Source organism: Kribbella sp. NPDC050281, from assembly GCF_040655855.1.
In the GTDB taxonomy this organism is placed as follows: Bacteria; Actinomycetota; Actinomycetes; order Propionibacteriales; family Kribbellaceae; genus Kribbella.
This window is the reverse complement of the sequence record NZ_JBFAKS010000006.1, coordinates 159820-175798: the sequence shown is the minus strand read 5'-3', so window position 1 is coordinate 175798 and position 15979 is coordinate 159820. Positions and strand designations below refer to the sequence as shown.

Sequence of the window (15979 nt, the reverse complement as noted above, 5' to 3'; positions counted from 1 at the left end):
CATGCCCGGAAATATGTCCTCACCGCGAGTGACGCTGGCGGTGCTGGCGTCGGTCGTGGCCGCTTTCTCGATGCTGCAGTCGCTGGTGAGCCCGGCACTGCCCGTCATCCAGCACGACCTGCACACCACCCCGAGCACGGTCACCTGGGTCTTCACCGCGCTCCTGCTGTCCGTCTCCGTCGCGACGCCGCTGCTCGGCCGGATCGGCGACATGACCGGCAAAGAGCGCACTCTGCTCGGCGCGCTGATCGCGCTGGCGGTCGGCTGTCTGATCGCCGCGCTCGCTCCGAACATCGGCGTACTGATCGCGGCCCGGGTCATCCAGGGCGTCGGCGGCGCGGTGTTCCCGCTGTCGTTCGGCATCATCCGGGACGAGTTCCCGAGCGAGCGCGTGCCGTCAGTGGTCGGAGTGGTCTCCGCGATCATCGCGGCCGGCGGCGGACTCGGAATCGTGCTGGCCGGCCCGATCGTGGAGGCGCTCGGTTGGCGCTGGCTGTTCTGGATCCCGCTGATCGTGATCGCCCTCGCGTCGGTGCTTGTACGCCGCTATCTCCCCGAGTCGCCTGTTCGTGTGCCCGGTCGGATCGATTGGCTGGCGGCCGCGTTCCTGTCCGGTTGGCTGATCGCTCTCCTGCTGCCGTTGAGTGCTGGGCGGTCGTGGGGCTGGGGTTCGGCGCGGACGATCGTGCTGTTCGCGGCTGCCGTCGTACTGCTGGCCGGCTGGATCACCGTTGAGCTTCGGTCGCGGAACCCGCTGATCGACATGCGGATGATGCGGCTGCCGGCGGTCTGGACGACCAACCTGGTCGCGCTGCTGTTCGGTGCGGCGATGTTCGCGGTGTACGCGTTCGTGCCGCAGTTCATGCAGATCCCGAAGGCCGCGGGCTTCGGGTTCGGCTCGAGCGTGACGCAGGCGGGTCTGTTGATGCTGCCGATGCTGGTCACGATGGCCGTCACCGGGTCCCTCAGTGGTCCCATCACGCCGTACTGCGGTGTGAAGTCCCAGGTGGTCTGGGGATCGGCGCTGATCCTGGTGGCCTCGCTCGCGTTCGCCGAGCTCCACGACGAGCCTTGGCAGGTCGCGCTCTGGACGGCGGTGTTCGGCATCGGCCTCGGGATGGCCTATGCGTCGATGACGAGCCTGATCGTGCAGAACGCGCCGCGCGAGCAGACGGGAGCGGCGACCGGCATGAACGCCAACATCCGCACCATCGGCGGCTCGATCGGAACGGCCCTGGCCAGCTCCATCATCACCGGCCACACCCAACCGTCCGGCCTCCCCACCGAAGCAGGCTTCACCGACACCTTCCTCCTCCTGGCCGCCTTCGCCGCAGCCGCCGTCCTCCTGGCCCTGGCCATCCCCACCCACCGCCGAACCCAGCACGCGGCACCAGACCCGCTCCTCGAAGAACTGGTTCGCTAACCTCGGCAGTCCTCGGTTTCCGGAAAGAAGTCGTCACCAGGAGACGACTTCTTTCCGGAAAGGCATGCCACGTGGGCGGATTCAGACGGGGGCTAGCCTGTGCGGATGAAGCTTCCGCACCCGTTGACGGGGGAGTTGTTCGACAGCCCGGTTCCGCCGGGAACCGGGTGGCCGGAGGATTCCGCCGCACGTCGTACTCCGGTTGCGCGGGATGCGGACGAGGTGGTCGCACTGACCGAGACGCAGGACCTGGGGGAGTTGGAGGCACGGGTCTCGATGTGCCGGGCTTGCCCGCGACTCGTGGAGTGGCGGGAAGAAGTTGCTATCGGCAAGCGAAAATCCTTTGCCGGCCAGCCGTACTGGGGCCGGCCGATCCCCGGTTGGGGTGTGGCCGAGCCGCGGATCCTGATCGTCGGCCTCGCGCCCGCGGCGAACGGCGGCAACCGCACCGGTCGTGTCTTCACCGGCGACCGCTCCGGCGACTGGCTGTTCGCCGCGCTTCACCGAGTCGGCCTCGCCAACCAGGCGACCAGCGAACACGCCGGCGACGGCCTCCACCTGATCGGCACCCGCATGATCGCCGCCGTCCGCTGCGCGCCACCCGCCAACAAACCAACGCCGGAAGAACGCGACAACTGCGCACCCTGGTACCGCCGGGAGCTCGAGTTCGTCCTCCCGACCACCCAGGCCATCGTCTGCTTGGGCAAGTTCGGGTACGACGCCCTCCTCAACGGCCTGGCCGCCCTCGGCGCCACCATCCCCAAACCTCGCCCCAAGTTCGGCCACGGCGTAGAACACCGGCTACGAACCCCTCAGGGCGAGGTCACCGTCCTGGGCTGCTTCCACCCCAGCCAGCAGAACACCTTCACCGGCCGCCTGACCGAAGCCATGCTCGACGCCGTACTCGACCGCGCCCGCACCATCGCCGACATCTGACCAGTTCTACACTCGCGACGTGGACTTGGACGATTACCAGAAGGCTGCGCTCCGTACGGCTGCTCCCCGTGACAAGAAGAACGAGTTCCTGCATCTCGTGCTCGGCTTGGTCGGGGAATCTGGTGAAATCGCCGAGAAGGTCAAGAAGATCATCCGTGACCACGACAGCGACCTGTCGACGGTGGACGTCGAGGATCTGACCAAGGAACTCGGCGATGTCATGTGGTACGTCGCTGTGCTCGCCGATTACTTCGACATTCCACTGAGTGAAGTCGGCGAGAAGAACATCGAGAAACTCGCCAGTCGCCAGAAGCGCTCCGTGCTAGGCGGCAGCGGCGACAACCGCTGAACTTACCTGGAGGACGAACGTGTTCAGTGTTTACGGGAAGATGACCGCGCAACCGGGACAGCGGGAGGCACTCGTCCAGGGATTCAAGGACATGCTGGAGGGCGGCATACCCGGCCTTGAGTTGTGCAGCGTCAATGCGGCCCTCGATGATCCGGACACCATCTGGTTGACGCAGCTCTGGACCGACAAGGCGGCACACGACGCCGGGACTCGCTCCGACCGCGTCGTGTCGGCCACCAAACGCATCATGTCGCTGGTGGCCGGAACGCCAGAAGGTGCCTACGGCCAGGTCGCATACCTGCACAACGGCGGCACCGCGTAGTCAGCCGCAGATGGCTTTGTTGAGGAAGTTGTCGACTGCGGCATCGGGGTCGGTTTTGAAGGTGGGGGTGACGGCGATGGTGACCTGGTGGCGGCCGTCGCGGCTTGAGAAGGACCAGGACTGGTAGGACAGGGCGTCGCCGTCGTTGCCGTAGAGGCGGATGCCGCAGGTGGTGTCTCGCCAGGACAGGCCGAGGCCGTAGTTCCTGGTCTCGGTGCCTGCGGTCTTCATCTCGTCGAAGAGGTGGCGTGGCAGCAGCTGACCGTCGAGGAGTGCGGTGAAGAAGCGGTTGAGGTCGGCTGTCGTCGAGATCAGTTCGCCGCCGGCGCCGAACAGTGACGGGTTCATCTCGGTGAAGTCGACGAGCTCCACGTCGTTCTCGCTGCGCTGCACCGGGAGATAGCCGTGCGGGTGCGGCCCGCGGATCCGGGGCGACGTACCCGGCATCTCGGTATCCCTCAACCGCAGCGGCTTGATGATCCGGCGTTCGATCTCGTCGGCATACGAGTGGCCCGTCGCCTTGCGGACGATCTCGCCGAGCAGCGTGTAGTTGGTGTTCGAGTACGAGAAGGCCGAGCCCGGCGGGTCGACCTGCGACGGCTGCGCGACGGCGCGCCGGATCAGCTCGCTCGCGCTCCAGGTCCGCCACCGATAGTTCAGGAACTCCGGACTCGGCGGCAGCGTCAAGGTCAGCCGGTAGTCGAACACCCCGCTGGTGTGGTTGAGCAGTTGCCGCACGGTGATCCCGTCACCACCCGGTACGACGCCAGGCAGCCACGACTCGACCTTGTCGTCCAGCCGCAATGACCCCTCATCGACCAGCTGCAGTACGACGGTCGCCAGGAACGTCTTCGTGATGCTCCCGGCCCGGAACCGGCTGCTGACCGGAACCGCCCGTGTCTTACCCAGCTCGGCCACGCCGCTGCTCCCACGCCACACGTGGTGCCCGTCGCGCACCTCCGCGACCGCCCCCACCGCGACAGCATCCACAACGTTGTCCAGCTGCTTCTGCAGCTCAGCCCGATCCTGTTTCGCCGGCGCGGCAACAGCAGCGGCGGGCACCGCAACCATCGCCGACATAGTCGTCACAGCCACCAACGCCCGAAGTGCGCGCCTCATCCCCAGCCTCCCGGTTCAGCAATCCGTGCCCGCCACCCTTCCGGAGCAGCGCACGCCGAAGTACCCGGGAACGCCCCCGAATCCCTGCGGGTCGGCCCTGGTTCTAGGCAGGCTCGTCGTCCGGGAACCCACCTAGTTGCTTGAGGACCTCCAGCATGTCCACAACGACGTCGGCCTCTACCATCACGCCGTTCGCGAACCGATTCATGCTGGTCCCGACGAACCGCACCCGCCGACCGGTCGCGGGTACGCCGAGCCACTCGCCCTGGTGCGTGCCGTGATAGACGAAATGGCTCGCCATCCGGTCGCCCTCGACCACCCGGCTCACCACGATGCCCGCATAGTCGGGGAAGGCGCTGCGGATCTCGCCGATGCCCACGCGGAAGTCCGCCGCCAGCGCCGGCCCCATCAGGGTGTCGAAGGCACCGAGATCACCGGCCCCGATCGCGTCGGTGATCGCATCGTCGATCCGCACCATCTCTTCGCGATCCATGCCTGCTCCCACCCTGCCGCGATTCATCTGCTGCGAAGCTAGGACGCATCCCGCACCCCGGCAAGGCCGAACACCACCGGGTACTGACAGACGCAGAGCTCTTGCGGTTCTGTGACGGGTGGCGTGAGGGCTCGGCGTACGGCCCGGATGGCGTCACCATGAGGGGGTGAGAGGTCGCTCGGACGGGGGATGTTCCGGTGCGTGAGATCACTCCCCAGAGGGTTTGTGAAAGTTTTCACGAGCCGATAACCTGAAGTAGACATTAAGTCGGACGACCACTCAGGGAGAGTGAGCCGCATGACAGCCCAGGTGCCGCACATCCTCGTCGTCGGAGGCGGTTACGTCGGGATGTACACCGCGTACGGCCTGCGCCGCGCGGCCAGGAAAGGCCGGATCCGGGTCACGGTCGTGGACCCGCGGTCGGTGATGACGTACCAGCCGTTCCTGCCGGAGGCGGCAGCCGGCTCGGTGGAACCGCGGCACGTGGTGGTGCCGCTGCGCAAGACCCTCAAGGGCTGCCGGGTGGTGACCGGCCGGGTGACCGGGATCGACCACGCGAACAAGGTCGCCAAGGTGATGCCCGAGGAGGGACCGGAGTACGAGCTGGCCTACGACCAGGTCGTGGTCGCACTCGGCTCGATCGCCCGGACGCTGCCGATCCCCGGACTGGCCGAGGAGGCGACCGGGTTCAAGAACGTCGAGGAAGCGATCGCGCTGCGCAACAAGGTGCTGGACCGGCTGGACGTCGCGTCGTCGCAGCCCGACCCGGCGCTGCGCAAGTCCGCGCTGACCTTCGTCTTCGTCGGGGGTGGGTACGCCGGTGTCGAGGCGTTCGCGGAGCTGGAGGACATGGCCCGCTACGCCACCCGGTACTACGACAACATCAAGCCCGAGGACATGCGCTGGGTGCTGGTCGAGGCGACCGGGCGGATCCTGCCCGAGGTAGGCCCGGAGCTGGGCAAGTACACGGTCGACCAGCTGCGCAAGCGCAAGATGGACATCAAGCTGGAGACCCGGCTGGAGTCCTGCGAGAAGGGTCACGTGATCCTCAGCGACGGCGACGAGTTCGACGCCGACACGATCGTCTGGACCGCCGGCGTGAAGGCGAACCCGGCACTGGCCGGCACCGACTTCCCGCTGGACGACAAGGGCCGGGTCAAGTGCCTGCCCAACCTGCGGATCGAGGGCGTGGACGACGCCTGGTCGGCCGGCGACAACGCCGCCGTACCTGACTTGACCTCGGAGACCGGGGCGTACTGCGCACCGAACGCGCAGCACGCGGTCCGCCAGGCGAACCGGCTCGCCGCGAACATCCTGCGGGTGGTCGACGGTCAGCCGCCGCAGGACTACAAGCACAAGTACGTCGGTTCGGTCGCGAGCCTCGGCCTGCACAAGGGCGTCGCGCAGCTGTACGGTATCAAGGTCAAGGGCTGGCCGGCCTGGTTCCTGCACCGGACCTACCACGTGTCGCGCGTCCCCACCTTCAACCGGAAGGCCCGCGTCGTCCTCGACTGGACGCTGGCGCTGTTCTTCCGCCGCGAGGTGATCTCGCTCGGCAGCCTCCAGATGCCCAACGAGGAGTTCCGCCGCGCGACCCGGTCCTGATCAGTCGTGCAGTAGACCGGCGTCGTGGACCAGGAGCGCGATCTGGACCCGGTTGTTCAGGTCGAGCTTGGTCAGGATCCGCGAGACGTGGGTCTTCACGGTCGGCACGCTCAGATAGAGCGTCGCGCTGATCTCGGCGTTGGACTTGCCCTCGCCGACCGCAACGGCGATCTCGCGTTCGCGGTCGTTCAGGTCGGCGAGGCGGTCCATCGCCTTGGCCTTGCGCTGGTCCTGGCCGGACGCGGCCACCCGGGTGATCAGGCGTTTCGTGACGGCCGGTGACAACACCGGTTGCCCACCGGCCACCCGGCGTACCGAATCGACGATCTCGGCCGGCGGGGTGTCCTTGAGTACGAACCCGGCCGCCCCGGCGCGGAGCGCGCGCAGTACGTGCTCGTCGGCGTCGAACGTGGTCAGGATGACGATCTCGGGCGCACCCGGGCGGCGTCGTACCGCTTCCGTCGCGGTCAGACCGTCGGTGCCTGGCATCCGGATGTCCATCAGTACGACGTCCGGAGCCAGCCGATCGATCAGGCCCTGTACACCGCTGCCGTCGCTGGCCTCACCGACCACACGGATGTCGGGAGCGCCGCCGAGCATCAGCTTCAGCCCGGCACGCAGCAGCGGGTCATCGTCGACAATGAGGACCCGGATACTCATGCCGGCCACGGTAACCAGGCGAAGAGGCGGAACTCGCCATCGGGGGTGCGACCGTGCTCGAGCCGTCCCTCGACCAGTGCCGCCCGTTCGGTCAGTCCGATCAAACCCTGCCCATCTCCTCGTCTGCGGTGCGGCGCGGGGTTGCGCACCTCCACCGACAGACCGTTGCCTGGGGCACCGGTCACGGTGATGGTCAGCTTCTCACCTGGCGCGTGCTTCATCGCGTTGGTGAGACCTTCCTGGACGATCCGGTACGCCGTCCGTCCGACGTGGTCAGGCAACGCGCCGGGAGCATCCAGGGTGAGGTCGATGGGGACTCCCGCCGTACGGGACGCTTCGACCAGTTGGGGGAGATCGGTGAACGTCGGCTGCGGGAGCTCTCCGACGGGCGCCCGCAGTACGCCGATCACCTCGCGGAGGTCCTGCAATGCCTGATGAGCACTGGCCCGGATGATCTCGGCGGCGCCTGCGACCTCCTCGGTGGACGCGTCGGGGCGATACGCGAGGGCACCGGCGTGCACGCTCAGAAGCGAGAGACGGTGGCCCAGTACGTCGTGCATCTCGCGGGCGATCTCTTCCCGGGCACGCATCTGGCCCTGCTCGGCCTGCAGCTTGGCGACGGTCTCGGCGCGATCGGCCCGGTCGCGGAGCGTCTGGAGCAACTGGCGGCGGGACCGGATGTAGAGACCCCAGCCGGCGACGGCGACGTAGATCGACGTCGCCGCGATGACGATCGCGGCGTCGTCGTTCTGGTTCTTGACCTGGATGTAGGCGAACAGGGAGATCGAGTTCACCGCGAACACCAGCAGCGTGGCTCGCCACGGCTTGTACACGGCGACCGACAGGATCAGGATCAGCGTCGCCGCGCTGGCTGTGTCGGAGAAGATCGAGACCACCGCCGCGATAAGCGCCAGCTGAACCGGCCAGCGCCTGCGGAACCACAGGGTCAGGCACAGCGCCATCCCCGCACAGAAGTCCACCGCCAGCAGGGTGGAGCTGACCCCTTCCTTCTGACTCTGGTCGAACAGGACCAGGCCGAGCAGGACCGCGATGACGAAGACGATGCTGTCCACGATCCAGTCGCGCGTACTGCGGCGATGGTTCGCGGACGCGGGCATGACACGAATGTAGCGGTGCGTAAGCGTTCTCCGGGCCGATGACGGCTGTCCGGATACCGAAGTCGGTGTGATCGCCTACTTAGGTCGACGGTAGGTTGCCGGGCATGAGTCAGCTCGCCGTCACCGTCATCGGCCCGGACCGCCCGGGCATCATCGCGGACGTCACCGAGGCCCTCGTCGGTACCGGGGTCAACCTCGAGGACTCCACGATGACGCTGCTGCGCGGCCACTTCGCCATGATGATCGTGTGCTCGGGGCCGTTCGACGAGGTCAAGACCGCGCTCGAGCCGCTGCGAGGCGAGCTGGTGATCACGGTGCGCATCATGGGACCCGAACACGAGCACGCACCGATCGGGCCGTCGTACCTGCTGAGCGTGCACGGCGCGGACCGGCCGGGGATCGTCGCGGCGGTCACCCGGATGATCGCGTCCGCCGGTGGGACGATCACGGACCTGGCGACGCGGCTCAGCGGGGAGCTGTACGTGCTGACCGCCGAGGTCGAGATCCCGCCGACCGCCGAGCTGGCCTGGCTGGACCGGGCGCTGGAGATCACCGCGGAGGAGCTCGGGGTCGGCGTCACGCTACGGCCCACGGAGAGCGACGACCTGTGAGCGTGGCACACCTGAACCAGACCCTCGCCAGCTGGAGCCCCGCCCAGCTCGGGATCATCGGCGACACTCTGGAGGTGATACGGGCGCCTCACCCGGTCCTCGCCACCGAAGGCGCGACCGTGGACCCGCTCGACCCCGTGATGGTCGCTCTTGCTGCCGATCTGGTCGCAACCATGCGGGTCTCGCCCGGCTGTGTCGGGCTGGCGGCTCAGCAGGTCGGGATCGCGGCGCAGATGTTCGCGCTGGACGTGATCGGGCATCCCAAGACGCGGACGTGTCACGGTGTCTTTGTGCTGTGCAACGCGGTCGTGGTCGAGTCCAGCCGCCAGGAGAAGGGCCGCGAGGGCTGCATGTCCGTCCCCGACTTCACCGGCGACGTCAAACGCGCCACCAGGCTGACCGTCACCGGCGTCCTCCCCGGTACGACGGACCACGTCACGATCTCCACCGACGCCTTCGAGGCCCGCGCCCTCCAGCACGAGATCGACCACTGCAACGGCCAACTCTTCCTCGACCGGGTCGCCGGCGCCCACGCCGTCTACCCGCGAAAGGTCTACCAGTAACTTGTAACCTCAGTCCCACGCCCTGCCCGGGTGGCGGAACGGCAGACGCAGCGAGCTTAAACCTCGCGGCCTTCACAGGCATACGGGTTCAAATCCCGTCCCGGGCACTTCTCGTTCTGACCAGCGGATATCACAGACTGTGATATAAGCGGCGACTTAGCTACAGCCGCGACAGTTGCACCCCCTAGTTGCAACCACCATCAGGACCACAGCGCTTTCCCCAACCGCTCAGCCGCGTCTCGAATCAGCTTGTCCCGTACATGGGTATACGGCTTCGTCACCGCAAGCGAAAAGTGCCCGAGGATCTCCTGAACGACTCGGATGTCAACGCCCTGCTCGGGGAGCAGGGTCGCGGCGGTGTGCCGGGCATCGTGAGGCCGCGCGTCTCGGATGCCGCTCAGTGAGAGCATGGATTTGAACTCAGCCCAGTCACGTCGTGGGTTGATCGGCCTGCCGCGCTGATCTGCGAAGACGAGGTCCCAGTCGTCCCAGGAACTGCCGGCCGCGAGCCGCTCGGCAGCCTGAGTGGCGCGTTGGGAGCGAAGTTGCTCGACCAGTTGAGCAGGGATGGGAACCCAACGCACCTTCTTGCCCTTGGGCTTTCGGAACACCCAGTCGCCACCGGCGCGCTCCGGGCAGTACCTTGCGTGCTTGATGTATTCCGACTGGCAGCCATCATGATGACGGTTCTTCGTGCACGCCTCCACATCATCACAGCCATGCCTGAACCGCGTGCGGTTCAACTGCCACACTTGAACCCTCCCGGAATCCAGGTCGACGCATCTCCAACGCATGCCGAGTGCCTCAGCCTGTCGCAGCCCCAGTGCGAACGCAACGGACCATCGAGCGCCATTACGTGTGTTCACAGCCCGATCGAGGATCGCCTTCGCCTCGACTTGCTCCAACGCGTCGAAGTCCGACTCATCATGGCTCGGTGAATCGACCAGGTCCGCGACGTTCCTTCCGACGAGGCCACGACGAAGCGCCATCTTCAGCATTTGCTTGATGATCTGGTGAATCATCAAGACCGACTTCTCAGACAGGCCCTCACGCGCAATCTCAAGGTACAGCGCGTCTAGGTGTTCGGGATCGAGTCTCTCCAACTTGTGACGCTCAATACGTGGCAGCACCCAGTTGACAGGCGAGGCCTGTAGACGGACTCGATCGTTGACTCACTTGCGGTACGTGGCGCGACCTCAGTCAGCCAGATCTCGGCCCATCCAGCGACGGTCATCTTCTTACGGGATGCCTTGCTGAGTTGGCCGGCATCGCGCTTGCGCTCAAGCTCCTGGACCTTCTCAGTGACCGCGGCTTGGGTCTTCGCCATTCGGTGACGACGATCAGGCTTCCCGTTCGCCTTGACTCCGACGGTTACCAGCCGTGCCAGTATCCGTCAGTGCCCTCGTAGATCGACGATCGCTGGTTTGCAGACTTAGACATGCAGGAGCTCCTTTCAGGCAGCGTCTTGTGGCAATCGCCGGGCGTACTCGTGTAGAGCATCAATCGAGATTCGGCGAGATCGCCCGATCAACACCGATTTGATATCGCCGCTCGCGATCAGCGCGAACATGCGAGTTCGACCAATCCGCAGGGTGTTCGCGGCTTCCTCGACAGTCATCAGGATCTGCAAGTCAGTCATTGGGTCCCTCCTCTCGTTGACGGTTACGTGTCACTTGCTGGCCATCTCATCGATCTGTTCCTTGACGAGGCGTCGGTGTTCGCGTGCTTTGGCGGCGGCGGTGTTGGCGAGGAGTGCGTCGCCGATGGTTCGCCAGCCGGTGTTGGCGTAGGTGAAGTTGCCGACGATGAGGGTGGTTTCGGTGTCGCGGGTGTGTTCGGAGGTGCGGTGTCGTTCGCGGCGCCAGTTGGCGCGGGCTTCGCGGAGTGCTTTGAGGGTGGTGGAGTACTGGCGGGACTTGGTGGAGAAGTGGCCGCCGAAGCCGAGGTGGCTCGATCACGGGCGTAATCCCCAGGATGGACACTATCGGGGTGCATATCACCCATGTCGGGGAGGATGTTACGGGCCGCGCAGCCCGCCCATACGAGGCTGAAACCTTGGTCGTTCCGGCCGGGGTGCCGGTACTCGTCATTGAACGCACCTACTACGAGCGCGACCGTCCGGTCGAAACAGCCGATATCGTTATCTCGTCAGAGCGGTATATTCTCTCATATCGCCTGCTGATTCCCGGTCGCTAGAGCTTACAGGGCCCTGGTTTGCGGTTGGGTCAGGGGTGTGCACGATTTAGGGGATTAGGGCGGGAGTGTGGTTAGCGGTGAATCTGCCAAAAGAGCCTATCGAGAATCACTGGCCGCGTATCAATGCGATGTATGACGCTTCGGGGGATGCCGGAATTCGAGTTTATTCCGGAGACCTCCAGTTAAGCAGTGGTGAGGATACGTGGACCGCCGTCGGCGACATCGTTCTCCGACTGGATGCCGGATTTCCTCTGTTTGCTCGTTTCGGAGGCGAGCAACCGTGGATTGCAGATCATGCGTTCCGCGCCAAGGATCCTGTGGTGTCTATACCAGAGAGTGCAGTCCTCAGGATGCCGCCCATAGACTCAGCAGTGCCTGAGGCGCCCACATCGACTTCCTCTTGGCTTGAGTATGAGATACCTATGAACGAACTTGAAGCCGGAAAACCTGATCGCATTAACCGAATGATCCTGCACGTAAATGGGCGTCTGGCAAACCTTCCGCTCCCGCAACGCATGACCGCCGACGGTGGCAGTCAGGGCGCGCTGCGCTTCCGCTTGCCCGACTGGGATCTGACTCTTGCCGAGGTCGGCTCACAAACGGATGAACATTCCTTCTCGTTTGTAGTGGAGGCGACTCTCCGCTCAGATACTTGCGACCGTGAGAGTGTAAAACTTCTCACTCGCCGAATATTCATGCTCTTGCGATTCATAGCGAGCGGCGGCATAACTGTCGGGGCCAGTGTCGGGTTCGACTCGGATAACGCTGTGGTCTGGGCCGCGTGGGGTGCAGGTCGAATGGAAAAGTCGGGTCCACGATGGTGCCCAAGAAGGGTGATCAATACTGCCCTGCCCGAGATTGCCCAAGGCATCATCGCTCTGGCGGAGGATCCAGGGCTTGAGGCATGTGTCGAACGCTCTATTAGCCTTTTGCTCTCGGTGAATGAGCCCGGTGTTCTTGACACCAAGGTGCCGAACGCCTGCTCAGGTTTGGAGTTGCTCGCCTGGGCTGTGATTCAGCGTAAGACGTGGATGACGACCGACACGATGAGAAGGCTGACCTCGCCAGCGAGACTCCGTTTTCTCCTGCATTGGGCGGGATTGCCCGTCGAGCTTCCGCCTGCGTACACTGCGTTGCAATCCCGTCATAAGCGAAAGAATCAAGCCGACCTCGCGGGGCCAGAACTCGTGTTTGACGTTCGCAATGCCCTAGTGCACCCGCCTAAAGATACGACAGACCCTGAGTGGCCCTCGCGTGGGGAGCTTCTTGAAACATGGCACCTCGCCACCTGGTATCTAGAGGCATCGATCCTGCGCATCCTCGGCTATGAAGGTGAGTATGTATCTCGCCTGAATCTCAACCGATGGGAGGGCGAAACTGATCCGCTGCCGTGGGTGGATCCGGCAGCGTCCCTCGCTGTCGCGCAGAGCCTGTGACAGCCCGGCTTCCCTGTGATCCGCCAACTGATGTGCGACATGTGGGCTAGGAAATTGAGATAGCGGTCGTCCGCGGCCGCTGGCCTTTGATGCTACGCACTGGCTGTGTTGGCATCAGATGGCGAGTCTTCAGTGACGAGCCATTGCCCAGGTCGGTTGCCATTAGCAACTAGATCCAGACTGCTGGTGCGATGGAAGTGGGTCGTTGAGACCTCGGCGACTAGCGGATCGGTTGAACCGCAGGGTACAGCGAGAGCAGATCGAGGCCGATCTTCTGGAACTCGCCGTACAGTCGCTCGTCCACGACGACAAGGCGTACTCTTATCGGTCCCTCGGTGGCGGTCGTCGCTTCGGTGGGTCCAACCCCGGAGCTTTCCCAGATTCCGTTGCGAAGGTCGAGCCACAATGATTGCGCGGCGTGGGCCGCCTGTATCAGCCGGCTCCTGGTGACCGCTCCCTGGCTGATGCACAATGTGCCGTCGTACAGGGGCTGGAGGTCGCGGCGGGCTTGGTCCACGTCGCTGTCGAGCAGGTTGACGACTAGCACCACCGGCACCGTCCAGGCCCGTGCGGGCCGTGCCCTGCCGTTCGGGAATGCGATCCAGGTCGCGCCGAAGCGTTCTGGGTGCTGCTCGACGTAACGCTGTACCGCCACTGTGCTGGGCAGATCGTGACGAGGTGGATCGGGTACCGGCCATCCCCCCGATGGCTCCGGACACGGCACCGGGTCGATGTCCGGCGGTCCGTACAACGCGTCCGCGGGAGGCATCGACTGTTCGTCGACCGCGATCCTGCGGTCATGCCAGATCCCGCGCAGCCTGGCGTAACCAAAGCTGACGCCGTCCTTGGAGGCCGGCTCGGCCAGCCTGTCGAGATCGACCCCGGTCAGCGTCACCGCGAAGTTGTCGGTACAGCCGGGAGGTTCGGATCCGTCGGACGGCTTCGGCAAAGGTGGACGGTAGACCACCGGTCGGCCAGGTGCAGCGACCACCAACCCTGTGACCTCGACCCGATCACCATCGCGGACCAGGTACTTCGCCTCGACGCTATCGCCCGCCACCGACCCCGACGAGCCCGGTCGGTCGGGCAGCAGCACGATAGTGGCCGCAGCGATGGCAGCGACACTGGCAGCCGCCAGCGGCACCCACAGCACACGTGGCCGGTTCGACCGAAACCGCGCGGGGTCAGGTTGCGGTGGAGCGGCCTGCTTGGCGCGCCTGGCCGCGCCGGCGGCGTGCAGCAGCTTATCGACCTCGTCGCGATGATCCGATGTGCTCATCCTGAATCCTCCAGTTCCGAGCGCAGACGGGCGCGCGCGTCGGACAGCGTGGACTTGACCGTACCTTCCGAGCAACCCATGACCATCGCGGTTTCGGCGATCGACAAGTCGGCTAAGTAGAACAGTCGACAACGATCCGCTGCCGGCTCGGCAGCCTGGCCACGGACAGCATCCAGACGTTGCTCCACCACCGGCAAGACAACCAGTGCCAATCCCGGCCTCCTGAGTCCCGACGCCCCACGGAGACGTCAAGCCCAGACTGACCGAACCAGCCACTGTCGCAGATCACCTGGCGGATGAGTGTCGCGCATCAGTCGACGGAGGACACACAGCCCGGCTTCCCTGTGACCCTCGTGACCCTCGTGCATCCGCCTGACAAGTTTCTCTACGTCTTCAAGGCGGGCCCAGAGGGCCCGAAAGCGCGCCGCCACCACAGGGGGTCGGGCCGCCTGCCCGCCACTCAGCTCCGCTTCGCTCTGGGCGCGGCCCTTGGCTTGGCGCGCACGTGCCAACACGGTGCCGGGTCGAAGACAGCAGATCTCGCCATCAACGATCGACACCCCCTGTCTGTGGGCGCATGCACAAAGCGGCCGGCAACCGGCCCATGTGGCTGGTCTCGCCTGCCGTCTGGCCGTGGGCTACCGGATCGTCCCGCTAGCAATCATGGGGAAGTGCGGTCCGGCCCGGCACGCGTCAAGGGCGCCTGCGGCGTCGCTTCGCGATCGAGCAAGCTCGCCCCTGGACACCCACCGGTCCGAACCTGAGGTCGGCAGCTATCGGGACGATCCGGCGGACTGGCCACGGTTGACACGTAATCGTCAGCCCGTCGAGCGGGTCAACCAACTTCGACGTTCCAGGGGCCGCCGTACACAAGGATCGTGCGCGCGTTGCTCAAGTCTTTGTCGAGGAAGCCGAACCTGAATCTCTGCAAGGCGTGCAACTGATATTGGCCGGGCGCTAGTCCTGAGTTGGTGTCGCAGGTGACGAGACTGACCGTCGACTTGTACTCGTGGGTTGCGCCCGCGGCGATCGTGTACACAGATCCGGCGGGGCGCACGCCACCAGGGCCCGCGACGACGATGCCGTCCTTGGTGATGGCCATGCGCGCACCACTCCTGAGTGTCAGGACCGTAACCGCAGAGTCGGAAAGGTTCCGCACTGACATGTCTACCCGTGTGAAGGCCGGATTCTCGGTGCCTCTCAGCGGTGTGGTCGGCAGGGACGCGGCGAGGTGCAGTGGTCGGCGGGTGTTCGGTTGCATCGCGATGCGTGAGCCGCAGGCCGCGAACCTGGCGTACAGCATCTGCTCCGCGTGGGCATCGAGCGGCTCGTCGGAGTTGGCGGACTCGGGTTCGCCCGGTGTCATACTCATGAAGACTCCTGCCGTTGCAGCTTCGGCGCCGAGAAACACACTCGCCGCCGAGACGGTCTGCCAGATCCCTCCGGCACCGGCGATTCCTCAGATCCAGCCTAGCCCGGGACCCGTTCGCGACGAGGGCCACGTAGTTGCACCAGTAGTTGCAGTTCATCGACGTCCGGGCCGGTCCGAACGGCCTCACAAGAGCAGTGAAGAGCGTAAGTTGGACCGCTCCGAACGCGAGCAAACCATAGCTAATCAAACTTAAACCTCGCGGCCTTCACAGGCATACGGGTTCAAATCCCGTCCCGGGCACGAGTTGATGTACCCATCCCCGGCTCAGCGCCGTCCCTTCTCCTGCCGGCTAACGCCGGCGTCTGCGGGCTGCCGCCCGCGATGCGCGCTACCGCGCGAGCGACCGCCCCGTGGTCCCGCTTTCTCGTTCCGAGTGTGCAGATAAGAACGTGTTTCCGCCCACCGTTCCGCACCTGAAGGAGATCGATGGGCGTCTG

Annotated in this window: 18 protein-coding genes, 1 tRNA gene and 1 pseudogene; 10 read left to right on the top strand and 10 right to left on the bottom strand. The window is 65.3% G+C overall.

Translation table 11 applies throughout. The features are described from left to right. The first annotated feature begins 1 nt into the window (after position 1). The 4 genes from AB0I34_RS09250 to AB0I34_RS09235 all read left to right on the top strand — a co-directional run bounded on the left by AB0I34_RS09250 (position 2) and on the right by AB0I34_RS09235 (position 3030). On the top strand, positions 2-1423 hold the full coding sequence (locus AB0I34_RS09250) for an MFS transporter (RefSeq protein ID WP_360442029.1): 1422 nt from the start codon (positions 2-4) through the stop codon (positions 1421-1423). Between the two features lie 105 nt (positions 1424-1528). Further along, complete coding sequence (locus AB0I34_RS09245) at positions 1529-2359, top strand: uracil-DNA glycosylase (RefSeq protein ID WP_360442026.1); 831 nt, start codon at positions 1529-1531, stop codon at positions 2357-2359. Positions 2360-2378: 19 nt separating this feature from the next. Further along, positions 2379-2708, top strand: coding sequence for a nucleoside triphosphate pyrophosphohydrolase family protein (locus tag AB0I34_RS09240; protein WP_360442023.1), 330 nt, complete (start codon positions 2379-2381; stop codon positions 2706-2708). 19 nt (positions 2709-2727) lie between these two features. Further along, positions 2728-3030, top strand: a complete 303-nt coding sequence (locus AB0I34_RS09235; protein WP_360442020.1) for an antibiotic biosynthesis monooxygenase family protein — start codon at positions 2728-2730, stop codon at positions 3028-3030. Here the strand turns inward: AB0I34_RS09235 and AB0I34_RS09230 are convergent, their stop codons facing one another. Together AB0I34_RS09230 and AB0I34_RS09225 are read right to left on the bottom strand one after the other, a co-directional pair. Beyond that, positions 3031-4149 (bottom strand): serine hydrolase domain-containing protein, encoded by a 1119-nt coding sequence (locus tag AB0I34_RS09230; RefSeq protein ID WP_360442017.1) that lies wholly within the window; start codon positions 4147-4149, stop codon positions 3031-3033. 103 nt (positions 4150-4252) lie between these two features. Continuing rightward, the gene (locus tag AB0I34_RS09225; RefSeq protein ID WP_360442014.1) at positions 4253-4642 is read right to left on the bottom strand and encodes an ester cyclase; all 390 of its coding nucleotides are present in this window, start codon (positions 4640-4642) and stop codon (positions 4253-4255) included. 297 nt (positions 4643-4939) lie between these two features. Between AB0I34_RS09225 and AB0I34_RS09220 the strand changes: the two genes are divergently transcribed. Next, positions 4940-6247 (top strand): NAD(P)/FAD-dependent oxidoreductase, encoded by a 1308-nt coding sequence (locus tag AB0I34_RS09220; RefSeq protein WP_360442011.1) that lies wholly within the window; start codon positions 4940-4942, stop codon positions 6245-6247. Here AB0I34_RS09220 and AB0I34_RS09215 read toward each other — a convergent pair whose 3' ends face one another. Both AB0I34_RS09215 and AB0I34_RS09210 read right to left on the bottom strand, forming a co-directional pair. Beyond that, positions 6248-6907, bottom strand: a complete 660-nt coding sequence (locus AB0I34_RS09215; protein WP_360442008.1) for a response regulator transcription factor — start codon at positions 6905-6907, stop codon at positions 6248-6250. After that, the gene (locus AB0I34_RS09210) at positions 6904-8025 is read right to left on the bottom strand and encodes a histidine kinase (protein WP_360442005.1); all 1122 of its coding nucleotides are present in this window, start codon (positions 8023-8025) and stop codon (positions 6904-6906) included. The genes AB0I34_RS09215 and AB0I34_RS09210 overlap by 4 nt, the downstream gene beginning before the upstream one ends. A gap of 104 nt (positions 8026-8129) precedes the next feature. Here AB0I34_RS09210 and AB0I34_RS09205 point away from each other — a divergent pair, with 104 nt between their 5' ends. The 3 genes from AB0I34_RS09205 to AB0I34_RS09195 all read left to right on the top strand — a co-directional run bounded on the left by AB0I34_RS09205 (position 8130) and on the right by AB0I34_RS09195 (position 9306). Then, the gene (locus AB0I34_RS09205; protein ID WP_360442002.1) at positions 8130-8636 is read left to right on the top strand and encodes an ACT domain-containing protein; all 507 of its coding nucleotides are present in this window, start codon (positions 8130-8132) and stop codon (positions 8634-8636) included. Beyond that, the gene (locus AB0I34_RS09200) at positions 8633-9199 is read left to right on the top strand and encodes a peptide deformylase (RefSeq protein WP_360441999.1); all 567 of its coding nucleotides are present in this window, start codon (positions 8633-8635) and stop codon (positions 9197-9199) included. The genes AB0I34_RS09205 and AB0I34_RS09200 overlap by 4 nt, the downstream gene beginning before the upstream one ends. A gap of 24 nt (positions 9200-9223) precedes the next feature. Beyond that, positions 9224-9306, top strand: a tRNA-Leu gene (locus tag AB0I34_RS09195). Positions 9307-9399: 93 nt separating this feature from the next. Here AB0I34_RS09195 and AB0I34_RS09190 read toward each other — a convergent pair. The 3 genes and pseudogenes from AB0I34_RS09190 to AB0I34_RS09180 form a co-directional block, all read right to left on the bottom strand. Further along, positions 9400-10302, bottom strand: coding sequence for a site-specific integrase (locus AB0I34_RS09190; protein ID WP_360441996.1), 903 nt, complete (start codon positions 10300-10302; stop codon positions 9400-9402). A gap of 350 nt (positions 10303-10652) precedes the next feature. Continuing rightward, positions 10653-10838 carry an excisionase family DNA-binding protein gene (locus AB0I34_RS09185; protein ID WP_360441993.1) on the bottom strand — a complete coding sequence of 62 codons (186 nt, stop codon included), beginning with the start codon at positions 10836-10838 and terminating at the stop codon, positions 10653-10655. Positions 10839-10868: 30 nt separating this feature from the next. After that, positions 10869-11138, bottom strand: a pseudogene (locus AB0I34_RS09180) (replication initiator); the annotation flags it as partial. A gap of 35 nt (positions 11139-11173) precedes the next feature. Between AB0I34_RS09180 and AB0I34_RS09175 the strand changes: the two are divergent. Together AB0I34_RS09175 and AB0I34_RS09170 are read left to right on the top strand one after the other, a co-directional pair. Continuing rightward, a complete protein-coding gene (locus tag AB0I34_RS09175; protein ID WP_360441990.1) occupies positions 11174-11395 on the top strand; it encodes a UTRA domain-containing protein in 222 nt (73 codons plus the stop codon). A 77-nt stretch (positions 11396-11472) separates the two neighbouring features. Continuing rightward, positions 11473-12831 carry a hypothetical protein gene (locus tag AB0I34_RS09170; RefSeq protein ID WP_360441987.1) on the top strand — a complete coding sequence of 453 codons (1359 nt, stop codon included), beginning with the start codon at positions 11473-11475 and terminating at the stop codon, positions 12829-12831. 220 nt (positions 12832-13051) lie between these two features. Here the strand turns inward: AB0I34_RS09170 and AB0I34_RS09165 are convergent, their stop codons facing one another. The 3 genes from AB0I34_RS09165 to AB0I34_RS09155 all read right to left on the bottom strand — a co-directional run bounded on the left by AB0I34_RS09165 (position 13052) and on the right by AB0I34_RS09155 (position 15212). Further along, complete coding sequence (locus AB0I34_RS09165; RefSeq protein WP_360441984.1) at positions 13052-14110, bottom strand: hypothetical protein; 1059 nt, start codon at positions 14108-14110, stop codon at positions 13052-13054. Beyond that, positions 14107-14322 carry a sigma factor-like helix-turn-helix DNA-binding protein gene (locus tag AB0I34_RS09160; protein WP_360441981.1) on the bottom strand — a complete coding sequence of 72 codons (216 nt, stop codon included), beginning with the start codon at positions 14320-14322 and terminating at the stop codon, positions 14107-14109. Before AB0I34_RS09160 ends, AB0I34_RS09165 begins: the two co-directional genes overlap by 4 nt. 623 nt (positions 14323-14945) lie before the next feature. Continuing rightward, positions 14946-15212: a hypothetical protein gene (locus tag AB0I34_RS09155; RefSeq protein WP_360441978.1), complete on the bottom strand. Its 267-nt coding sequence runs from the start codon at positions 15210-15212 to the stop codon at positions 14946-14948. Between the last annotated feature and the right edge of the window lie 767 nt (positions 15213-15979).

Excerpts from the sequence above, each read along its gene's own strand:
- AB0I34_RS09250 (WP_360442029.1), top strand. The coding sequence starts at position 2 with ATGCCCGGAAATATGTCCTCACCGCGAGTGACGCTGGCGGTGCTGGCG.
- AB0I34_RS09245 (WP_360442026.1), top strand. The coding sequence starts at position 1,529 with ATGAAGCTTCCGCACCCGTTGACGGGGGAGTTGTTCGACAGCCCGGTT.
- AB0I34_RS09230 (WP_360442017.1), bottom strand. The coding sequence starts at position 4,149 with ATGAGGCGCGCACTTCGGGCGTTGGTGGCTGTGACGACTATGTCGGCG.
- AB0I34_RS09225 (WP_360442014.1), bottom strand. The coding sequence starts at position 4,642 with ATGGATCGCGAAGAGATGGTGCGGATCGACGATGCGATCACCGACGCG.
- AB0I34_RS09220 (WP_360442011.1), top strand. The coding sequence starts at position 4,940 with ATGACAGCCCAGGTGCCGCACATCCTCGTCGTCGGAGGCGGTTACGTC.
- AB0I34_RS09215 (WP_360442008.1), bottom strand. The coding sequence starts at position 6,907 with ATGAGTATCCGGGTCCTCATTGTCGACGATGACCCGCTGCTGCGTGCC.
- AB0I34_RS09210 (WP_360442005.1), bottom strand. The coding sequence starts at position 8,025 with ATGCCCGCGTCCGCGAACCATCGCCGCAGTACGCGCGACTGGATCGTG.
- AB0I34_RS09205 (WP_360442002.1), top strand. The coding sequence starts at position 8,130 with ATGAGTCAGCTCGCCGTCACCGTCATCGGCCCGGACCGCCCGGGCATC.
- AB0I34_RS09185 (WP_360441993.1), bottom strand. The coding sequence starts at position 10,838 with ATGACTGACTTGCAGATCCTGATGACTGTCGAGGAAGCCGCGAACACC.
- AB0I34_RS09175 (WP_360441990.1), top strand. The coding sequence starts at position 11,174 with ATGGACACTATCGGGGTGCATATCACCCATGTCGGGGAGGATGTTACG.
- AB0I34_RS09165 (WP_360441984.1), bottom strand. The coding sequence starts at position 14,110 with ATGAGCACATCGGATCATCGCGACGAGGTCGATAAGCTGCTGCACGCC.
- AB0I34_RS09155 (WP_360441978.1), bottom strand. The coding sequence starts at position 15,212 with ATGGCCATCACCAAGGACGGCATCGTCGTCGCGGGCCCTGGTGGCGTG.